The sequence below is a fragment of the Halopseudomonas xiamenensis genome (genome assembly GCF_014219065.1).
GTDB classification, from domain to species: Bacteria; Pseudomonadota; Gammaproteobacteria; order Pseudomonadales; family Pseudomonadaceae; genus Halopseudomonas; species Halopseudomonas xiamenensis.
The window spans coordinates 1-20,512 of sequence record NZ_JACLGO010000008.1 but is presented as its reverse complement, the minus strand read 5'-3'; the positions used below and the strand labels follow the sequence as shown (position 1 = coordinate 20,512).

Here is a 20,512-nt window from a genome sequence, read left to right as displayed (position 1 = left end):
AGGCGCGGCTCCCACAGTCTGTACGTGTTTCCATGTTCAAGGAGATTCACGATGTCGGCAGTCGATAGCAAGGTCGGCCGGGCCAGCCACGCGGTACTGGCCCTGCTGGTAGGCGGTTATGCGAGTATCTTTCTCGGCCGGCAGATCATGGCGGTGATGATCGAGCCGATCAAACTGGAGTTCGGCGCCAGCGATACCGCCATGGGACTGATCTCCGGGCTGGCGTTCGCCGGCGCCTATGCACTGATGGGGCTGCCCGCCGGCGGCTTGGCCGATCGTCATTCGCGGGTTCGGCTACTGGCCCTGTGCGCCGCGCTGTGGGCGCTGACCACGCTGTTCTGTGGCTTTGCCGTCAGCTTCCCCATGCTGGTCATCGCCCGCATGCTGGTGGCGATTACCGAGGCGCCGGTCACCCCTGCCTCGCTGTCGCTGATCGCCGACCTGTACCCGGCGCGCAATCGCTCGCTGGCAATCAGTTGCTTTACTGCGGCGCCGACACTCTCGGCCATCGTCGGGCTCAGCCTGGGTGCCTGGGTGATCGACACTTACGGCTGGCGTACCGGCTTTCATATCATCGCCACGCCGCCGCTGCTGATCTCGCTGCTACTGGCCATTGCCGTGCATGAGCCCGTCCGTGGCCGCTTCGACAGCCCACTGCATGGCAACGCACCGACCCTGGGCCTGTGGCGCTCGGCCCGCCAGTTGCTGGGCAACAGCCACTATCGCAAACTGGTCGCTGCCTGCTCCCTGTTCAGTTTCAGCGGGCTGGCCTTCGCCATGTGGAATACCCCATTTCTGATCCGTTCCCACGGTCTGTCGCTGCAGAGTGCCGGTATCCTCGCCGGGGTAGTGACCGGTTGCAGCGCGGCGCTGGGTGGTCTGTTCAGCGGCTGGTTGAGCGACCGGCTGAACCTGCGCAGCCAGGCCTGGTTGCTCGGGTTGCCGCTGATCGGTACCGTTTTCACCCTGCTCAGCCTGTTGCTGTACATCCTCTGGCCACCGGCGATCGCCTTCAGTATCGGCGAGGTGGATGTGCCGACCGCCATGTTCTGGTGCGCGATCATGGGCTTTTTCACCATGTGGTGGGTGGCGCCCTGCTTCAACCTGCTGACACAGATGGTCAGCCCCCGGCAAAGGGCTACCGCTGTTGCCCTGCAAACCATCTGCACCACCCTGGCAGGTATCGGCCTGGGGCCGATCCTGACCGGCCTGTTGAGTGACCTGTTGCTGCCTTGGAGCGGCACAGAGTCGCTGCGCCATGCCCTGCTGCTGGTGCATCTGAGTCTGCTGATACCCATGTTCCTGCTGCTGCAGCTGTACCGGCAGCAGGCATTCGCCCCTCAGCCGGCATTGCAGACGGCGTAGGGTATGCCGCCCGGGGTTGTCGAGGCACGGGGATCATGGCGTCAGCCCAGGCAAGTGAAAGGGCCAGACCTGGGGAATCAGCAACACTGCGACAGCGCCAGCCAGCACATTCAGTGGCACTCCGATTCTCAGGTAATCGACGAACCTGTAGCGCCCCGGGCCATACACCATGAAGTTGGTCTGATAGCCCAGGGGAGTAATGAAAGAGGCCGAGGCAGAAAACATTACCGCAATGGCGAAGGGCAACAGGCTGACTCCCAACTGCTCAGCCACGGCCACGGCAATGGGGAACATCAGCACGGCCGCGGCATTGTTGGTGATCACCTCGGTGAATATGCCCGTCAGCACATAAACCAGCAGCAGGGCCAGCCAGGGCGATATCTCCGCATCGCCAAGCAGGTTGCCGGCAATCCAGCTGGCTGCCCCGGACACGGTCATGGCAGTACCCAGGGCAAAGGATGCCGCGATGACCACCAATACCGGCAGGTCGATGCTGCTGCGGGCTCGGCTGGCGGTTATGCAGCCTGTCACTATCATCGCGCCAGCAGCCAGGAAAGCCGCCTCCATGATCGGCAACAGCCCGGAGGCGCTGGCCACTACCATGAGCCCGAGAATAACCAGCGCCCTGGGCGCCTTGGGGAAATCCGGCGGCGTCGAGTCATTCAAGGCGCTGACCAGCAGAAAATCACGCCGGAAGCGGTACTGCTCGACGAACTGCTCACTGGCTTCCAGCAGCAGGGTATCGCCCAGCTGGAAGGTGATGTCCCCCAACTTCCCCGGCACACGCCTGCCTTCGCGGGACAGAGAAAAGATCACCGCATTGAAGCGTGTTCGGAAACGACTGTCACGAATGGTCTGGCCCAGCGCCGGAAACTCCGGCCCCAGGACCACCTCAACCAGACAACGCTGGTGATTGGCCACAGCCAGTTTGTGCACATTGCCATTGGCCGGACGCAGCCCCTGAATACGGCGTAATTCGCTGGCACATTCCGGAGCACCGATGAATTGCAAACGATCACGCCCTTCCAGCACCCGGCTCGGCTCAACCGCCGTTATCAAGCGTCCGCCACGTTCGATTTCAGCCAGGTAGCCAAAATTCAAGGCGCGCAGCCCGGCCTCGGTGATGGTCCTGCCTACCAGGGGACCCCGGGCCATGACCTCGACTTCTACTCCATATTCACGAACCTGGTTCAAGTCCTCGCTGACACCAGCACGATCAGGTAACAGACGGGAACTGAACAGCACCAGGAAACCTCCGCCTATCACCAGCAAAGGTACCCCGACCCAGGCGATGTCGAACAGCCCCAGACGGATACCGGCCTGGGATTGCAGCATGCCATCCACTACCAGGTTGGTACTGGTTCCGATCAGCGTGCAGGTGCCGCCCAGGATGGCAGCGTAGCTCAGCGGCAACAACAGCTTGGATGCAGGTATGCCCAGGCGTTGTCCCCAATCCTGGATAGCCGGAATGAACATGGCCACCACCGCGGTATTGTTCATGAAGGCACTGAGAATGCCTGTCGGCATTATCATCCGCAGTTGGGCACCTCTGGCCGATACGGGATGACCCAGCAGATGCCGGGCGATCCATTGCACCGCCCCAGTCTCCTTCAGACCTGCCGCGACTACATAGAGCGTAGCGATGGTGATGACACCGGGATTGGCGAAGCCGCCCAGGGTCTGGGCAGGGTCGAGAACGCCGGTGATCAACAGGAACGCGAGGGCCGACATGAGTACCATATCGGCCGAAAGACGAGTCAGAACCAAGACCGACAGGACAGCGAAGAGTGTCGTCAGTGTGAGAGCGCCCTGCCATTCCATTTGATAGAAGCCCCGCTATTATTCTGGTTGGAGCGCTATACCCCTGGCCGGTGGTATCGCCACCAGCCTCAGCATCGACCTGATCCGTTCAGAAGCGGCTCGGGCGCATCATCGCATCCATGCCGCCATCGGCGAACAGCACCGTGCCATGGATAAAGCTCGCCTGGGGCGACAGCAGGAAGCGGATCACCTCGGCCAGCTCCTGCGGCTGACTGCCACGGCCCAGCGGAGCGACGAAATTACGGGTCGCCTCGCCGTAACGTGGATCTTCGGTGGAGGCCTGGTACAACGGCGTCTCGACCACGCCCGGGGCAACCACATTGAGCCGGACGCCACGCTTCGCCCACTCGTGCACCTTGCGGCGCACCAGCACGCTGACCGCATACTTGGAACCGGCATAGGCCAGGCTCGGCGAGACTTCCCGATTGGCCAGCTCCAGCGCTGCCGCCTCATCACCACCCAGCATCAGCTCGATGATCGGCTGCTGGTCACCACCGGGTTGCACCGAGGCGACCGAACCGACCACCACCGCCGACGGCTGGCTGCCCTTGCCGAGCGCCTCGGCCAGCCCGTCGAGCAGGCTGCTGACGGCGAAGTAGTTGACCGCCAGGATCAACCCGCAGTTAGGCGCGGTGATCCCCACGCCAGCGCACAGCACCAGGTGATCGAGTACCCCATTGCAGCGCTCCAGCACCTCGTTCACCGCCTGCTGGCGGCCCTGCGGGGTGGAAAGATCGACATTGATGTCACTGTTGGCGCGATCGATACCGATCACCTGGTGACCGGCTTCACGCAGTTGCTGACTCAGCGCGGCACCTATTCCGGAGGCCGCGCCGGTAACGGCGGTAATGGGCATGGGTAAACTCCTGTCATGACTGTGATGGGTCCGGCTGGCCGCACAACTGCCAGCCGGATAGCGGGTAAAGCATGCGCTGCGCCGGTATCAGACCGGAGGCAGGCGATCGAACCAGGGCCGGGCCTGTTCCAGCTGGCCGGCCAGCCGCAGCAGGGTCCGTTCAGCGCCGAAGCGGCCGGCGAACATCACGCCGATCGGCAGGCCCTCGGTGCTCCAGTACAGCGGCACCGACATCGCCGGCTGGCCGGTGATGTTGTACAAGGTGGTGAATACCGAGCTGCGGGTGGCCAGCGGGCCGAACTCCTGCAGCGGCAGATCCATGTCCACCACGCCCAGCGGCGGTGGCGCCCAGGTCATGGTCGGGCTGAGTACCAGGTCGAAATCCTCCATGAAGCTGGCCATGTCGCGCGCAGTCTGGCGCAGCCCTTCCTGGGCGCGCATGTAATCCACCGCACTGACCTGCCGTCCCCACTCCAGCATCTCCAGGTTCACCGGCTCCAGGTCATCGGCGCCGACGGCCCGCCCCAGTTGCGCCTCGCGCCTGGCGATGCGTTCGGCCAGGCTGGCGACACTGAGGGTACCGGAGGCCTGCATGGCCGCCTGCATGTCCACCCCGGGAACCGCCTCGACCACCTCGTGGCCCAGTTCCTCACACAACCGAACCGTATCCTCCAGCGCGTCCAGGCATACCTGGTCCACCGGCATATCCAGCAGCGGTCGGCGCATCAGCGCGATACGCAAGCGCCCCGGCGCCTGCTGCAGCTGCCCGGCATAGGAGCCCTGCCCGGCACCGGCGAAGCCGTGCCCCAGGTTGTCCCAGGCCAGCACGTCGAGCATCGCCGCCGAGTCCCTCACGCTGCGGCTGATCACATGCTGTGCCGACAGCAGCCCGGCTGCCTCCCCCGGACCCTTGCCGATCGGCACCAGGTCGCGGCTCGGCTTGAGGCCGAACAGGCCGCAGGAGGATGCCGGCAGGCGGATCGAGCCGCCGCCATCGGTGGCGTGGGCCACCGGCAGGATACCTGCCGCCACTGCCGCCGCCGCGCCACCGGAGGAACCTCCGGCGCTGTGCTCGAGGTTCCATGGGTTGCGCGTATCACCGAACAGAGTGCCCTCCGTGGACGGGTTGTTGCCGAACTCCGGGCTGTTGGTCTTGCCGAAGATCACCAACCCGGCCTGCCGTGCCCTGCGCACATACAGGTCATCCGCTGCCGCCGTGGCCTCGCGGAAAAAGCGCGAGCCATGGGTGGTGACGGTATCGGCCATGCTGATGCCCAGGTCCTTGAGCAGGAAGGGTACGCCACGGAAGGGACCATCGGGGATGGTCGAGCCGGCCAGCCTGCGTGCGGCGTCATAGTGTCTGGTAACCACGGCGTTGATGCTGGGGTTGACCTGCTCGGTACGGGCGATGGCCAGCTCCAGCAGCTCGCTGGCACTGACCTGCCCCTCACGCACCAGGCGCGCCAGCTCCAGCGCATCGCAGCGGCGGTATTCGTCAAAGCGCATACCCGATGCGGCCATCGCCGCCGGAACGCGCAAGTTGAGCACCAGGCCAGCGGCCAGGCCAGCAGCTCCCTGTAGAACCTGTCGACGTGTGATGCCAGACATCATTGTTTCTCCCCACTTTATTGTTACGGCTGGAACGCCACGAATCTATCCTGCAACTCAGCCAGCGGAGTACTGCAACGCTCGATCCGCAGTGCTACCTTGTATCCCGGCAGCTGTTCCAGCGCGGCTGGCAATATTACATCCTGATCAAGCCAATCCAGCCACAGCAGCGCATTGCACGGCAGCGGACAACGCGGGTCATTGTCCAGCAGGTCCAGACGCATCGCGCAGGGCGCATCAGCTTTGCCAGCCAGGTTCCGAGCCAGTTGCCGTAATCTCTCCAGCAGTTGATCCTGCTCCTGTTCCAGCAACAGCACGTGGCTGTGCAGTGCTTGCCCGGTACTGGCATCGGTCGCTGCGATCAAGGTGTGGGGCCGGACTGATGCTATCCGAATCCGCTGCGGGTCCATGAATTGCAATTCGTCAGCCGATACCAGTTGCCGGGAGCGGGAAGCCATTACGTCGATTTTGGCCATCTGCTCGGGCGCCTCGAACTCGCTGATGCAATCAAAATCCAGTTCCGGATGATCCAGCAGATGATTACGGGTGTAACCTAGAAAGGGAAAATGCTGCATGGCCAGCCAGCAATGTCTGGTTTCGTAATAGTCTCGAAACCCGGCGCGATCCAGGCCGGCGCGCCGCGTCACCAGGGAAACTGCTTTCATCGTATGTCCTTGGACAGCCACCGCTGTCATTGCACAGTATCGCTATACCAGCCCACCAGCACCAGATAACGGCCCACCCGCTGGATGAAGGCTGTCTTGCTTTCCACCTGCTGGGTAGCTGGGTTGCGCCATTGATACTGGAATTCACCGGTATCGCGGTTTTCCATCTGTTTGAGCAGCGGTGCTCCCAAAGGCTCACCGGCATTATCATCGATAGTGTCGAAACGACTGCCGACCAGGCCATGATTGTAGCCATGGGCAACGAAACGCCCGGTATCGCTATCGATGATCACCGGATAGGTGTCGTCCTGATAGAACTGCGAATCCAGCTGGTTTATCAGCCCTATGGTCTGCTCGGCATCATCGCCCAGCGCGGCGACCACCCGCTCCAGCATATTGCGCGCATCAGCCGGCGTGGCACGTGGCAGGTAGTAGCCGACAGCAATGATGTGGGCATCAAGGATCTGATAGAAAGCCTTCTTGCGCTCAACCCGGCCCTGCCGCCAGTTGGTCCAGCGATACTCGCCCTGCTGGATGCTGCCGGTCTGCGGTTGCGCCAGCACCGCCTCGAAGCCCAGCTGCAGTTGATCATCCAGTAGCGGTGATATATCCCGCCCGATCAGCTTGCGCGAGGGACCGCCACTGGCCAGCATGGTGCCATTGCGATCAACCACGAATACGTACAGGTCGTCCTCGGAAAACTGGCCTACCCGGCTGAAGGCGGCGAAGGCCCGCTCGCCCTGCTCCTGGTAATAGGCCACCGCCCGCTCCAGCAGGGCCCGGACCCGTTCTTCATCGCTCTTGGCGGTGATGGCAGTAGCGGCAACCAGCGCGCTACAGAACAGAACTGATACCAGCAGACCGCCGGCCAGCCACTTTTTCATTGTTATCATCGGCAACTCCCGATCCGTCACAGGGTAAGCCCCAGAGTAGAGGTGCCGCCGGGCAGTCACATCGTCCGTTTGGACGGCAGAAAAGCAAAAACCGCTCCGAAAGAGCGGTTCTTGCGTAGCCAGCGGATCTTACTTCTCATCAACCACGATGAACTCGCGGAACTCCTTCATCTCCTGCGGCACCTCTGCCTCGTCGATGTAGAACTGGCCGTACCACTCGCGCAACTGGTAGATGGGACCATCCCCTTCGGCCAGCACCGGGTTGTCCACCGGCCGCTTGGTGCTCCAGATATCCACGTCCTGGTAGAACGAGGTGCGGTTGTTCTGCACGTACTCCAGCGCCAGCGCCCTGTTCTGCTCCTCGGTCCAGCCGGGAACCTTCTTGACCAGCACGCCAAAACGCAGCTCGAACTGGCGCGGGCCAATCGGCACATGGCAGTTGAGCAGGATCGACTCCACCACCAGCCCGTCATACTCGGCACGCATCCGCGTGAAGTGGGTGGCCGGACCGTAGTAGGCCGACTCGGCCACCAGATCACCACCCAGGCGCTCGGAATCGCCATGGAACTCCTGGGTACCGATATGCCCCTGGAAGGTATTGCGGAAGTACTTGGTCGGCGCGCCATGCACCGGGCCGAAATGCTGGGCATCGACCAGGTTGTCCACCAACTCGCGAGGGTGAGTGTCGATGATCATCAGGTCCAGGTGCCAGTCATCGTCCCACTCGTCGCTGTCGATTTCCGGCAGGTAGGGGATCTCGACGCCTTCGGCCGGCGGCAGACCTTCAGGGTTGTGCCAGACGAACAACAGGCGGTTGACCTCGCAGGTCAGCCACTTGCGGGTCTTGGCCTTGGGCGGGATACGCTTGCAATAGGGGATCTCGGCGCAGCGGCCACTGGCATCGAAGGCCCAATGGTGGAACGGACAGACCACCTTGCCATCGACCAGCTCACCCTGGGACAGGTCCGCGCCCATGTGCGGGCAGTAGGCGTCGAGCACTGCGATCTCGTCATTCTTGCCGACGAAGGCCAGCAGCCGGGTGCCGAAGATGTTCAGGGTATGCAACTTGCCGTCGCGATAGCTCTGGGCCTCGCCAAGGCAGTGCCAGCCGCGGGCATAGCGGTATTCCGCAGTCTCCGCCACCGGTTTGATTTCGATCATCTGATTCATGATTCTGATCCTCACTGAGCGTTGTTATAGTTTTCTGCACGGCTCGGTCCAGCCACTATGTCTGCGCCCTTGCACTGCGACGGCATGAACCTGTCGGAAAACCACATCCGATATAGGGGATCTTCGCGCTATGCTGGCAGCCCTACATCCCTCACTTGGACTAGGGGTCTGATGATCAGCGTTAGTCACAGAGACTCTCGGTCAATGCAGTCAGTGTCTGCTCGAACATCGCCCGCAAAGACTGTTCCGTCATGCTGGCCATATGCGGGGCAAGTACAACATTGCTTAGCGATAGCAACGCCTCGGGCACCTGCGGCTCATCCCAGAACACATCCAACCCAGCCGCAGCAAGGACACGTTGCTGCAGCGCTTCAACAAGCGCCTGCTCGTCGATCACGGCCCCCCGAGCAACGTTGACCAAGACGCCTTTGGGCCCCAGCGCAAGCAGCACCTCGGCATCGATCAACGCACGGGTCGATTCTCCTCCTGAGACGCAAACCACCAGGAAATCCACGTCTCGCGCCAGCGTCGCTACCCTGTCGTACCATTGGTAAGGCACGTCCTCTTTACGGTTACGGCCCGTATAAGCGATCTGCATACCGAAGGCCTTGGCACGCTCGGCCACAGCCCGTCCAATACATCCCAGGCCAACGATACCCAGCCGCTGACCGGACACCCGGAGCGTGAGCGGATGCTGCCCGAGACTCCACTGGCCGCAGCGAACAAACTGATCCGCATGTACCACCTGACGCGCGGATGCCAATAATAAGGCCCATGCAAAATCCGCTATATCTTCCGTGGAAACAGAGGGGGTGTTGCACACTCGGATATCCCTCCTGGCCGCAGATCGAGTATCGATACCATCCAGGCCGACTCCAATCACGGCGATGATTTCCAGCGCTGGCAAATAACCGATCAGCTCATCCGTCACTACGGACTTGGCACTTGCCACCACACCACGCACGCGACGAGCCACCCCTTCCAGTTCAGCTGCAGTAAGCAAGGCAAGATCATGACATTCGAACAGTTGGCTGAGCCCGTCATGCCAGCTAGGCGGCAGGGGCGTAACCAGCAACAAATCAGGCTTTCCCATCACCTGTGCTCCCAAACAATCCGTCTCAGCATGTCCATCGCCTTCACTCCAGAACGCTGGGATCGCGGCGGATCTCTTCCCGCGCCATGGCTTCCCACAAGAAGGGGAAGCCATTGGAGTCGGTACGGCGACCAATGTCCGCTGCGACCGATGCGGGCAGCGGGCTGCCATCCCCCAGTGTTTCTACACGCCATGCCAGGCGGGCACGCCATTCCAGCGTGACGGCTCGCAGATGCGCCTGGCGTATGCCATTGGCCACCAGCAACACACCGTGATTGGCCAACAACGCCCATTTATGCGACCCCAATGCATTTGCTGCAGCACGACCCGCCGCCCCATCTTCGACGGTACCCCGGTATTCGTCGTAGAACACCGGATCACTATCCACCATGGCGGAGGTCTGGTCATACACTGGTGGAATACGGCCAACTGCGGACCAGACAGAACTCCATTTAGGGTGATTATGAATCACCACATTGACATCATGTCGCGCGGCATGGATATCCATATGCAGGTTGATGGCTGGAGTGATATTCCAGTCTCCCTCAATCACCCGCCCCCCAGAATCGAGACGCAAGATATCCGAGGCCGTCAATTCACCCCAAGTCAGCTCCCAGGGATTCGCCAGGTAGGAGCCATCGAGCTGTCGACAGGTGATATGCCCGGCAATATGATCGTTATAACCTTCGCGATACAGAACCCGACAGAGAAGTGCCATGCTCTGCCGGGGGGTCAAGTCTGGCAGCAGTTGATAGCGCCCCTTCATGGGTGCATATTTCTTCAAAAGCTCAGTATTGATATCAGTATTCATCATGCGCCTCAGTTACCAGAATTGATTGAGTTTGGTTTTTCACTTTGTCGTTGAAAAACTGAAACCCTGTGCATGCGACGCTGGTGCGGCTTATAGTCCAGAATGGCGTTATGAATGACGCTACGGTTGTCCCAGATCACCATATCCCCCACACTCCAACGGTGACGGAACAGGAAGTTGACATCCTGGCAGTGACTGAACAGGAAGTTCAGAATGGCATTGCTTTCGCTCACCGGCAGACCGTCAATATGCGTGGTATAGGTCGGGCTGATATACAGCGCTTTCCGACCGGTTATGGGATGTACCTTGACCAGCGGATGAAGATGTCGCTGCTCCTTTTGTATGACTTGCACATAACGCTCATGGGTAACCACATTGTGGCGCAAGGCATCCGTCATAGGCCCATTCATGTCATGCCATGCCTGCAGGCCTTCGAGATATTGCTTCATTTTTTCGGAAAGAGCATCGTAAGCAGAGGTCATGCTGATCCAACAGGTATCACCACCAAAAGGAGGAAGAACCTGTGCATGAGTCATTGTCACAATGGGAGGGCTCGGTAAAAAGCTCTCATCGTGATGCCACATATCCGCTCGATCACCCAACTTCGAGTCAATGATGGTAATTTGCTCAAAACCCTTCCCCAGGTTTGGGTAATAGGTATGTACTTCTGCTTCACCAAAATATTTCGCAATATCCAGATGGTCTTCCGGTGAAAGATCGGGAGCATGGAGCACAATGGCTTCATGCTTGACCAGCCCGACCTCAAGCTCTTTTAGAATATCCGTCTTGGATGAGGCGGCCAATTTGAAATCCCGGACTTCCGCTCCAATACGAGGTCCTAACGGTTTTACCTTAAGCAATGACGACATAGTCATCCCCTTATATTCAGTTAATTGCGAATCTGCATAGTGTAAATTTCTCCTGCCTTTCGAATTCATGGTATACAGATCACAGGTTCAGGTGAATTCGCATTCCCGAAAACAAAAATCAAACGCAACCAATTGTTTTTATTGACATTCACAAAAGTCAAGACAAAAGATGAACAAGCACTCGGATTAAAGCCATGACCGAAAAGTCTTCTCCTTCAGATACCTGGCCACCAGCCCATATACTGCCTACTCTGCGAAAAAAACCCTCCCAGTCGCGCTCTCGCGCTGCGGTAGATGCGGTCACAGAAGCTTGCCAACATATACTTGAGGAGTCAGGTGAAGACGGCCTGACAGTAGCCCGTATCTCTGAAATATCCGGGGTTGCTGTAGGGTCGATTTATCAGTATTTCCCCAACAAAGATGCGATTGTCGCTCTGCTGTATGAACGCATACTTGATGAAGAATCTCAGAAGTTACTACTGATGCGCGAGACATTAGTAGGTTTGTCGCTGGCTCACTCCTTACGCATAATCCTGGCCAATATCATTCGCGTAGAAGTACGGTTGTTCCATCTGTGTCAGGCATTTCACCTGCGCTACCATGAAGCCTTCCATCTAGGCATGTGGAGAGGCCCGTACAAAACAGCAAGCGAGTTCATCGATGCAACGTGGCTGCCGCTGCTGAGAATGTATGAGCATGAAATCGATGTGCCTGATCCGGAATTGGCGGCATATCTTCTGGGAAAAGGCTTGCGCGGCCTGATCCGATCTGTTCTCGAAGACGTACCGGACAAGCTGGAGTCACAGGCATTCCTCAACAGCCTGGTAGCCATGGCGCTTGGCTGTCTACAGATATCAACCAAGAAAGACTGACAGCAAGAAGTCCCCCGGGCTAAGCCGGGGGATTACCTTGTTTATTTAGGTAGCTTCACCTACTCGACCGCACTCCAATCCGCAATGATGTCGTGCTCCAGAGCAAATGGTTGCGCGTGTATCGTGCGCTTCTGGTGCAGGCCCTGCACATCGCTCAGCGCCAGCCAGCAGATCACTGCGGCCGGTACCGGTGGCGGCGCCGAACCGGCCCCCAGTGCCCGCACCCCGGCCTCGCCGATGGTGGCTTTCAGTGCATCGGTGGTGACCACCCCGGGATTGACCGTATAGCTGCGCAGGCCACGACCACCCAACTCCGCCTTGAGCACACCCGACAGGCGCGATACCGCCGCCTTGCCGGCCCCGTAGGCATAACCCCAGCCACCCTTGTCGGCCGCTACCGGTGGATTACTCTCGCCGGCACCGGAGGTGACGTTGATGACCACCCCCTCGCCCCGCTCCAGCATCGCCGGCAACAGGCGCTGGGTCAGCAGCACCGGTGCCAGTACATAGCCGCGATACATGCGCTCCAGCGTCTCGGGGGTCAGTTGCAGGAAGGTGGCGTTCAGATCGCTGCCTTGATACACCGCGTTATTGACCAGTACATCGATACGGCCAGCCTCGCGCAGCAACTGTTCGGCCGCAGCCTGTACCGAGGCGGCATCCAGCAGGTCCATGGGTATGCACCAGGCCTGGCGACCCAGCGCCCTGATCTCGGCGGCGACCGAGGCCAGACTGCCCGGTAGCGGCTTGCCGTCGGCATCGGTCAGGGCATGCTCGTGCTGCTGGCCCTCCTCCAGCGTCCGTGCGCTGATAGCCACATCGAATCCGGCCCGGGCGAAGGCCAGCGCGGTTTCCCGCCCGATGCCACGGCTGGCTCCGGTAACCAATACCACCTTGCTCATGTTCTGCTCCTGGATTGCCTGAGGCTGTTCGTCGGAGCAGTATCGGAGGGTGCTGCGCAAGACTCATCGTCTGCGCAGACTAGAAGCTGCAGGGCAGCTCAGACAGTCCGCAACAAAGGCCGCCTGATCACATGGACTGGCTTGCCCAGCGTGCTGATGCTGGCACCACGCCCCAGCGAGCCGACGCTGTTGAGCATCACTCGCACCAGCTCGGCCTGGCGGCGCACCCCGGTCTTGGAGAAGATCGCCCGCAGATGCGCCCGGGCGGTGTTGCGCATGATACCCAGCTCCTCGGCGGCCTCCTCCAGCGACAGGCCATTGGCCAGTTGCAGTGCCAGTGCGGTTTCCGCCGGAGTGAAGTTGAACAACTCCCTGGCCACCCGATTATCCACCTGGGACTTGCCCACCGCGTCACGGATATACAGCATCACCGCTGGCTGGCCATGTCCTTCGGCCCACTCGGCAGCCGCTATCGGCTCGACTACCACGCCCAGGCTGACCTCACCCGACGGCCGCGCGACCGACAGCGCTTCACGGGTTTCCCGTGGCTGCGGTATCTGCTTGGACTCCACCGCATCACGGATCAGCTTGTGCAATTCGCGGTTATCACTGGGGTAGCTGGCCTCCAGCCGCGAGCCAACCAGCTTGAGACCGTCGGCCTGCGCGAGCAGCTCCCGGGCCACATCGTTGAGTTGCAATACACTGCCTGACTCGTCGAGCACCAGGCTCGCTACCGACAGACGATTGACCGCCTCGGCATACAGGTTGCCCAGCGACTCGCTGCGCCCCAGCAGGTTGTGCACGTGCAGGCTGCGCCGCAGATGCGGCAGCAGCCGCATGCACAACGCCCGGTCCTGCTCGCAGAACGCCGGCTGGCGCGGGCTGCGGGTGATGCGAAAGCCCAGTACGCCGGCATCGGTGGTGGCGATGTTGGCGCCCATGATGTGATAGACGTCGTTGGGTTGGCTGTAGTCGCGATAATAGGTACTGCCTTCCCACTCCTCGCGGCTCATCAGCTGATCCATGCTGTATACCTGGTCGGGCGGCATGTTTCCCAGCGGTGCATCCCAGCGATAATCACGGAAATAGGCCAGCTTGCCAGCCCACTCCGACTGCCCGGAGATCAGGGTGATACCCATGCTCTCGGCGCTGGGAACGCGCAGGATCAGAGTCACGTAGTTGGCCTGGAACAGGCCGCGCAGTTCATCCAGCGCCAGCGCCAGTTGCCCGGTCTCCAGCGCGCCATCCTGTATCTGGCCGATGATGCGATCGTAGTCATCCAGCGACAGTGGCTGACTGCTGGGAAGCCCCGTAACCGCAGAGGTCATTGTTATTGTCATCTGTTGCACCTCGTGTCTTTGGCTGGCTGTTGGTTCTCAGCGGCAGTGCAGCGAACGCAGTTCAGGCCGGGGGATGACCGCCGCACGACTGCCCAGCGGCATGATATTGCCGCGGCCCAGCGATACCACGCTGTTGAGCATCACCCGCACCAGTTCCGCCTGGCGCCGCACCCCGGTCTTGGAGAAGATCGCCCGCAGGTGCGCTCGCGCGGTATTGCGCATGATGCCCAGGTTCTCCGCAGCCTCCTCCAGCGACAGGCCGTTGGCCAGTTGCAGTGCCAGCTGGGTTTCCGCCGGGGTGAAGTTGAACAGTTCCTTGGCCACCCGGTTATCCACCTGGGACTTGCCCACCGCATCGCGGATATACATCATCACCGCCGGCTGACCCCGGCCCTCGGCCCACTCAGCGCCGGGAATCGGCTCGACCACCACGCCCAGGCTGACCTCGCCCGAAGGCCGGGTGACCGACAACGCCTCACGGGACTCCCGTGGCTGCGGCGCATCCTTGGACTCCACCGCATCACGGATCAGCTTGTGCAATTCGCGGTTATCACTGGGGTAGCTGGCCTCCAGCCGCGAGCCGACCAGCTTGAGGCCGTCGGCCTGGCCGAGCAGCTCCCGGGCCACGTCGTTGAGCTGCAACACGCCACCCGACTCGTCCAGCACCAGGGTCGCCACCGACAGTCGATTGACCGCCTCGGCGTACAGGTTGCCCAGCGACTCGCTGCGTCCCAGCAGGTTGTGCACGTGCAGGCTGCGCCGCAGATGCGGCAGCAGCCGCGAGCACAGCGTCTTGTCCTGTTCGGTGAAGGCTGGCTGGTGCTGGCCGCGGGTAATGCGAAAGCGCAGCACACCGGCGTCGGCGGTGGAGATGTCCGCACCCATGACATGGTAGACATCGTTGTCCCTGCTGTAGTCGCGGTAGTAGGTGCTGCTTTCCCACTCCTGGAAGGTCATCACATCGTCCACCGTGAACACCCGGTCCGCCGGCATGTTGGAGAAGGGCGTGTCGCTGTGCAGGTAGCGGAAGTAGGTGACCTTGCCACTGCCCTCCAGGTCACCGGCGACCAGCATCAGGCCGACGTCCTGGACGCCGGGGATGCGCAGGATCAGGGTCACGTAGTTGGCTTGGAACAGACAGCGCAGCTCTTCCAGGGCGACCGACAGTTGGTCGGTCTCCAGGCCACCATCATGGATGTGGCCAATGATGCGGTCGTAGTCATCCAATGACAGCTGCAGGCTCGAAGGAAAATCGGTTGTTGTGCTTGTTGTCATCATTATTGCAACCTCATGCCTTTGGCTTCAGTGAAGCTGGGTTGTTATCGTTATCAGGCGCTGCCCAGGCTGGCTCTCTATATTGCTCAGTACCAGCCCCTTGCGCCAGCGCCTTGTGCATCCATACGCCAATCTGATTTGAAACAATCCTTTACCCTGATCATGGCTGCCCCAGGGTTACCACACTATTGAGAATCAGGCGCACCAACTCGGTCTGGCGACGCACTCCGGTCTTGGAGAAGATCGCCCGCAGGTGTGCCCGCGCGGTATTGCGCCGGATACCCAGCGAACTGGCCGCCTCCTCCAGCGACAGGCCATTGGCCAGCTCCATCGCCAGGGCCGACTCCGATGGAGTGAAGCCGAACACCTGGCGAGTGATCGCGGTGCTCAACAGCGACTGGCCGACCGCATCACGGCAGTAGATCACCACCGCCGCCTGGCTCTCACCTTCATCCCAGTCCTGTTGTGGCACCGGCTCGACCACGATACCGAGGCTGACCTGCCCGGAAGGACGCGCGATCGACAGCGCCTCGGCCAGCGCTACCCGGCCTTCGGCGGCACTGCCGGCGGCCGACCGGATGGACTTGTACAGGCGCTTGTTGTCCCCCGGATAGCTGGCCTCCAGGCGGCCGCCGATGATCTTCAGACCATCCCCGGCGGCCAGCATTTCCCTGGCCACCTGATTGGTTTCCAGCAGTTGACCGTTGCCATCGAGGATTATGGTGGCGATCGACAAGCGTCCCATCGCCTGGGCGTACAGCGTACTCAGGGAATGCTTGTGTCCGAGCAGGCTGTGGATATGCAGTGCCCGGCCCATATGCGGAATCAGTGCGCCGCACAGCGCCCGATCGGCCGCCGAGAAGTCCGGCTGACCCTGCGGCCGGGTAACCCGGAAGCGGAACACGCCGCCGCTGGGTGGCACCAGGTCCACCCCCATCACATGGAACACGTTCTGCTTGATGCAGTAGCTCAGGTAGTAGTCCGACTCGCGCCAGCTGTCCAGGCTCATCAGGTCGGTGACGGTGAATACCTGGTTGACCGGGCAGTTGACGAAGGGCGTTTCCGATCCCGGGTAGGTGATGTAGGAGATGGTGCCCTGCCCTTCGATATCACCGATGACCAGCATCAGGCCCTTGTCCGAGTCCTGCGGCGCACGCAGGATCAGGGTCACGTAGTTGGCCTTGAACAACTGCTGGAGCCGCGTCAGGTAGCGGCTCCAGCTATGGTCGTCCATGGCCGCATCATACAGCTCACCCAACAGCAGGTCGAAGGATGAGGCTTCCATTTGCAGACGGCGCCGGTCAGCGTTCATCGGCTTGTCAATGGCTGCCGGCAGGTGCCAGGCCAGCAGCCGGCGCATCCGCCGACTGCACCCGTACCAGCGGCTTGCTGCGATTGAACCAGGCCGCCAGTCCCGGCAGCAGGAAGATCGCACCGAACACGTTGACCAGGAACATGAACGCCAGCAGCACACCCATGTCCGCCTGGAACTTCAGCGGCGCGAACACCCAGGTGCCGACCCCCACCGACATGGTGAAGGCGGTGAACAGTGCTGCGGTACCGCGCTGGCACATGGCTTCGTAGAAGGAGGTGCGCACATCCTTGCCCATGGCCAGCTCATGTTGCATGCGCTCGTACAGGTAGATGCCGTAGTCCACACCCACACCCACGCCCAGCGCCATCACCGGCAGGGTCGCTACCTTGAGGCCGATACCGAACACCGCCATCACCGCGTTGCACAGGGTGGCGACGATCGCCAGCGGGATCAGCAGGCACAGCACCGCCCGTATGGAACGGAAGGTCAGCCAGCAGAACAGCGCCACCGCCAGCAGCAGCGAGCCGTGCATCTGCACCTCGGCCTTCTGTACCGCTTCGTTGGAGGCGGCCATCACGCCAATGTTGCCACCGGCCATCTTGAACTCGACCTTGGGCTCATCGATATTGGCGATGATGCGCTCGACCTGGTCGGTCACCCGGGCCACGGTGTCCCCCTCATGGTCAGTCAGGAACAACAGTACCTGCATGGTCTGGCAGCCATCGACCACCAGCCCATGGGAACTGGAGTAGGCGCGCGAGCCCGGCATCAGGCCACGGGACGAGCCCGGAATGGCCGCCCAGCGCGGGTTGCCTTCGTTATTACCGGCAATCGACACCTTGCCCATCCCGGCCACGCTGTGTACCGAGTTGACACCCTCGATACTGCGCGCATGGAAGTCCAGTTCCTCGACCGCACGCATCACGTCGGCATCCAGGCAGGCCTCCTCGATATCGGTTTCCATGTACACCGACAGCACGTCCAGGCCGATCGAATAGCTGCGGGAAATCTGCGCATTGTCCTGGTTGTAGCGTGAGGTCTCGCGCAGCTCCGGCGCGCCGACACCCACATCGCCGACGATCAGGTCGCGGCTCTTCCAGGAACCGGCCACCAGCAGCACCAGGCTGATGGCGAACACACCCAGCGCCGCCTTGGGCGTGGCCAGTATCGACAGGCTCCACCACAGGCGGTGCTTGCCATCGGCGGTACGCGCACGCTGCTCGTAGGCTCGCTTGTCCAGCCGCAGGTAGGAGAGAATGATCGGCAGCATCATCTTGTTGGTGGCGATCATCAGCAGGCCACCAATACAGGCGGTGATACCCAGTTCATGCACGATCGGAATATCGATCAGCATGATCACCCCGAACCCCAGCGCGTTCATCAGCAGCGCCAGTGCGCCGGGGATGAAGATCTTGCAGAAGGACACATGCGCCGCCTCGAAGGCGTTATGCCCATCGAGGATGTCCTGCTTCCAGGCATTGGTCATCTGCACCGCATGGGACACGCCGATGGAAAAGATCAGGAACGGCACCAGGATCGACATCGGGTCGATACCCATGCCGATCAGTGGCAGCACCCCAAGCAGCCAGATCACCGGCACCAGCGCCACCAGCAACGCCACCACGGTCTGCACCATCGAGCGCGAGTAGAACCACAGCATCAGCGCGGTGATGACGAAGGCGATGACGAAGAAGCCCATCACCATGAACAGCCCGTCAATGACATCTCCGGTCAGCTTGGAGAAGCCGACGATATTGATCTGGATGTTGTCGTTCTCGAAGCGCGTGCGAATGTCTTCCAGCTGGGCGGCGATCTCGGTGTAGGAAATCCGCTCGCCGGTTTCCGGGTTGAACTCCTGCAGCTCGGCATTGACGATGGCAGCGGTGAGGTCGTTGGCCACCAGGCGGCCGATCTCACCGGAACGGGCGGCATTGCTGCGCACCTGATCGAGGTCTTCGGGTGTACCGGAAAAGTGCGGCGGGATCACCACATCACCGACGAAGCCATCCTCGGATATCTCCACGTAGCGCACGTCCGGAGTGAACAGCGAACGCACACTGGCACGGCGTACACCGGGGATGAAGAACACCTCGTCGGTGACTTGACGCAGCACGTCGAGGAATTCAGCGTTATAGATGTCCCCTTCACCACGCCAGTTGACGCTCACCAGAATGGTATTGGCGCCACTGAAGGTATCACTGTAGTGGAGGTAGTTCTCCATGTACGGGTGGGTGATGGGTATCTGCTTGTTGAAACCCGGGTCCAGCTTGATCTGCGTGGCGCTGTAGCCCAGCCCCAGGGTGATCAGGATGAAGATCGACAGGAACAACCTGCGGTTGTTCAGCAGGCCGTCGGCCATGGCCTCGACCCAACGATCCACCCAACGACGATTTTGCGTGGCCATGTTATCCCCCTTATTGACCAATGACTGCGAGATAACCGCGATCCTGTTGCAGCAGGCCGCTCTGGCCGGCGACAAACAGGTCGCCGTCAGGCAGGACCACTGCCGAGGTCAAGGTTCCCAGCCCATTGAGGTAGCCGGAATCGGTAAGCTCTCCCTCGTTCGAAAGGTTGACGTAGGCACCACCGGTACCCACGATCACCAGGCCTGAATCATCCCTGGCATGGCCATACAACGGCAGGCGATGGGCAATATCGACCTGTGTCCAGTTCATTCCATCATCCTTGCTGACGAACACGTGGCCGCGCATGCCATAGGTAACCCAGACCGCATTGCCCATGTACGCCACACCGAACAGCGAGCCACGATAGAACGGCTCGATACGTTCCCAGCTTTCACCATGGTCCTCGCTGCGCAGCACCAGGCCCATCTCGCCAACCATGATCTGCAACCGCTCGCCGTCACCATCCAGGTCATTGAGATGCTCACCATGGATATCCAGCTCGCGCTCCTGCCAACTGCGGCCCTGGTCCGCAGAGCTGAGGAACTTGCCGAAGCTGCCGTAGGCGAAAATCCTTTGCCCATCGGCGCTCCAGGTGCCCAGCAGCGGCTCGCCCAGCTCGTCGTCCTGCATCAGCACTTCCCAGGTTTCACCGGCGTCGGCGCTGTGCATCAGCACCGCATCGTGACCGACCGCCAGCAGTTCGCTGCCACCCAGCCAGTTCACGCCGGTCAGCGTCACCGGCAGTTCCGCGTCACCATGGGTCTGACGCCAGGAATCACCCTTGTCATCGCTGACGATAATGGTGCCGCGCTCACCGACCGCAATGACCCGGTCGTCGAACTGGACCAGATCATTGATCTGCAGGCGCGCCAGGTTGAGCTGCACCTGCCGGTCAGCAAGCTCATGGCGTGGCGAGAAGGCATAGGCCACCAACGCCGCAACGACAAGACAGAAGGAGTAGCTGATCAATTTGCTCATGGCGCAATTCCACCCTGTGGGTGCCCTGTAGCAGGCCACCTGTTGTTTTTATGAATCTGCAACTGTTCATGCCCGGGACATAGAAGGCAGCACAGAGAGTGACCTGATGTTGTTCCAGCGCCGCCTGGCAAACATCGTCCAAACGGCTTATGTCGTTGATCCGGGTCAAGAGCGGCGGTCCAGACGGCTCCGCCCGAAATCGAGTAGGAGGCGGCTTCACAGCCGCCGTCCTCTCACACCACCGTACGTACGGTTCCGTATACGGCGGTTCAGG

General features: G+C 61.0%; 17 protein-coding genes. 2 read left to right on the top strand and 15 right to left on the bottom strand.

All coding sequences use genetic code 11. The annotated features are described in order from the left end of the window. Positions 1–51 precede the first annotated feature (51 nt). Positions 52–1,365, top strand: coding sequence for an MFS transporter (locus H6X51_RS07030; RefSeq protein ID WP_185266815.1), 1,314 nt, complete (start codon positions 52–54; stop codon positions 1,363–1,365). 33 nt (positions 1,366–1,398) lie between these two features. Here H6X51_RS07030 and H6X51_RS07025 read toward each other — a convergent pair whose 3' ends face one another. The 9 genes from H6X51_RS07025 to H6X51_RS06985 all read right to left on the bottom strand — a co-directional run bounded on the left by H6X51_RS07025 (position 1,399) and on the right by H6X51_RS06985 (position 11,151). Beyond that, positions 1,399–3,186, bottom strand: a complete 1,788-nt coding sequence (locus tag H6X51_RS07025; protein ID WP_185266814.1) for an SLC13 family permease — start codon at positions 3,184–3,186, stop codon at positions 1,399–1,401. A gap of 88 nt (positions 3,187–3,274) precedes the next feature. After that, positions 3,275–4,042 carry an SDR family oxidoreductase gene (locus H6X51_RS07020; RefSeq protein WP_185266813.1) on the bottom strand — a complete coding sequence of 256 codons (768 nt, stop codon included), beginning with the start codon at positions 4,040–4,042 and terminating at the stop codon, positions 3,275–3,277. Between the two features lie 87 nt (positions 4,043–4,129). Beyond that, complete coding sequence (locus tag H6X51_RS07015; RefSeq protein ID WP_221627263.1) at positions 4,130–5,650, bottom strand: amidase; 1,521 nt, start codon at positions 5,648–5,650, stop codon at positions 4,130–4,132. A 23-nt stretch (positions 5,651–5,673) separates the two neighbouring features. Beyond that, positions 5,674–6,315: an EthD domain-containing protein gene (locus H6X51_RS07010; protein ID WP_185266812.1), complete on the bottom strand. Its 642-nt coding sequence runs from the start codon at positions 6,313–6,315 to the stop codon at positions 5,674–5,676. A 26-nt stretch (positions 6,316–6,341) separates the two neighbouring features. Beyond that, a complete protein-coding gene (locus H6X51_RS07005) occupies positions 6,342–7,208 on the bottom strand; it encodes a cache domain-containing protein (protein ID WP_185266811.1) in 867 nt (288 codons plus the stop codon). 129 nt (positions 7,209–7,337) lie between these two features. After that, positions 7,338–8,378, bottom strand: a complete 1,041-nt coding sequence (locus H6X51_RS07000; RefSeq protein WP_185266810.1) for a Rieske 2Fe-2S domain-containing protein — start codon at positions 8,376–8,378, stop codon at positions 7,338–7,340. 181 nt (positions 8,379–8,559) lie between these two features. Next, positions 8,560–9,471 carry a 2-hydroxyacid dehydrogenase gene (locus tag H6X51_RS06995; RefSeq protein WP_185266809.1) on the bottom strand — a complete coding sequence of 304 codons (912 nt, stop codon included), beginning with the start codon at positions 9,469–9,471 and terminating at the stop codon, positions 8,560–8,562. A 43-nt stretch (positions 9,472–9,514) separates the two neighbouring features. After that, positions 9,515–10,282 carry a class II aldolase/adducin family protein gene (locus H6X51_RS06990; RefSeq protein WP_235991265.1) on the bottom strand — a complete coding sequence of 256 codons (768 nt, stop codon included), beginning with the start codon at positions 10,280–10,282 and terminating at the stop codon, positions 9,515–9,517. Between the two features lie 8 nt (positions 10,283–10,290). After that, positions 10,291–11,151 carry a TauD/TfdA dioxygenase family protein gene (locus tag H6X51_RS06985; protein ID WP_185266807.1) on the bottom strand — a complete coding sequence of 287 codons (861 nt, stop codon included), beginning with the start codon at positions 11,149–11,151 and terminating at the stop codon, positions 10,291–10,293. A 194-nt stretch (positions 11,152–11,345) separates the two neighbouring features. Between H6X51_RS06985 and H6X51_RS06980 the strand changes: the two genes are divergently transcribed. Continuing rightward, positions 11,346–12,023 carry a TetR/AcrR family transcriptional regulator gene (locus H6X51_RS06980; protein WP_185266806.1) on the top strand — a complete coding sequence of 226 codons (678 nt, stop codon included), beginning with the start codon at positions 11,346–11,348 and terminating at the stop codon, positions 12,021–12,023. A gap of 59 nt (positions 12,024–12,082) precedes the next feature. Here the strand turns inward: H6X51_RS06980 and H6X51_RS06975 are convergent, their stop codons facing one another. From H6X51_RS06975 to H6X51_RS06950, 6 genes are all read right to left on the bottom strand, one after another. Continuing rightward, positions 12,083–12,925: an SDR family NAD(P)-dependent oxidoreductase gene (locus H6X51_RS06975; RefSeq protein WP_185266805.1), complete on the bottom strand. Its 843-nt coding sequence runs from the start codon at positions 12,923–12,925 to the stop codon at positions 12,083–12,085. Positions 12,926–13,023: 98 nt separating this feature from the next. Beyond that, positions 13,024–14,265 (bottom strand): helix-turn-helix transcriptional regulator, encoded by a 1,242-nt coding sequence (locus H6X51_RS06970; RefSeq protein ID WP_235991264.1) that lies wholly within the window; start codon positions 14,263–14,265, stop codon positions 13,024–13,026. Between the two features lie 36 nt (positions 14,266–14,301). Beyond that, a complete protein-coding gene (locus tag H6X51_RS06965; protein WP_185266804.1) occupies positions 14,302–15,543 on the bottom strand; it encodes a helix-turn-helix transcriptional regulator in 1,242 nt (413 codons plus the stop codon). A gap of 157 nt (positions 15,544–15,700) precedes the next feature. Further along, entirely contained in the window at positions 15,701–16,900 is a 1,200-nt protein-coding gene (locus H6X51_RS06960; protein WP_221627262.1) for a helix-turn-helix transcriptional regulator, read from the bottom strand. Continuing rightward, complete coding sequence (locus H6X51_RS06955) at positions 16,860–19,259, bottom strand: efflux RND transporter permease subunit (RefSeq protein ID WP_185266803.1); 2,400 nt, start codon at positions 19,257–19,259, stop codon at positions 16,860–16,862. The genes H6X51_RS06960 and H6X51_RS06955 overlap by 41 nt, the downstream gene beginning before the upstream one ends. Before the next feature lie 10 nt (positions 19,260–19,269). Continuing rightward, positions 19,270–20,238: a WD40/YVTN/BNR-like repeat-containing protein gene (locus tag H6X51_RS06950; protein WP_185266802.1), complete on the bottom strand. Its 969-nt coding sequence runs from the start codon at positions 20,236–20,238 to the stop codon at positions 19,270–19,272. Positions 20,239–20,512: the final 274 nt, after the last annotated feature.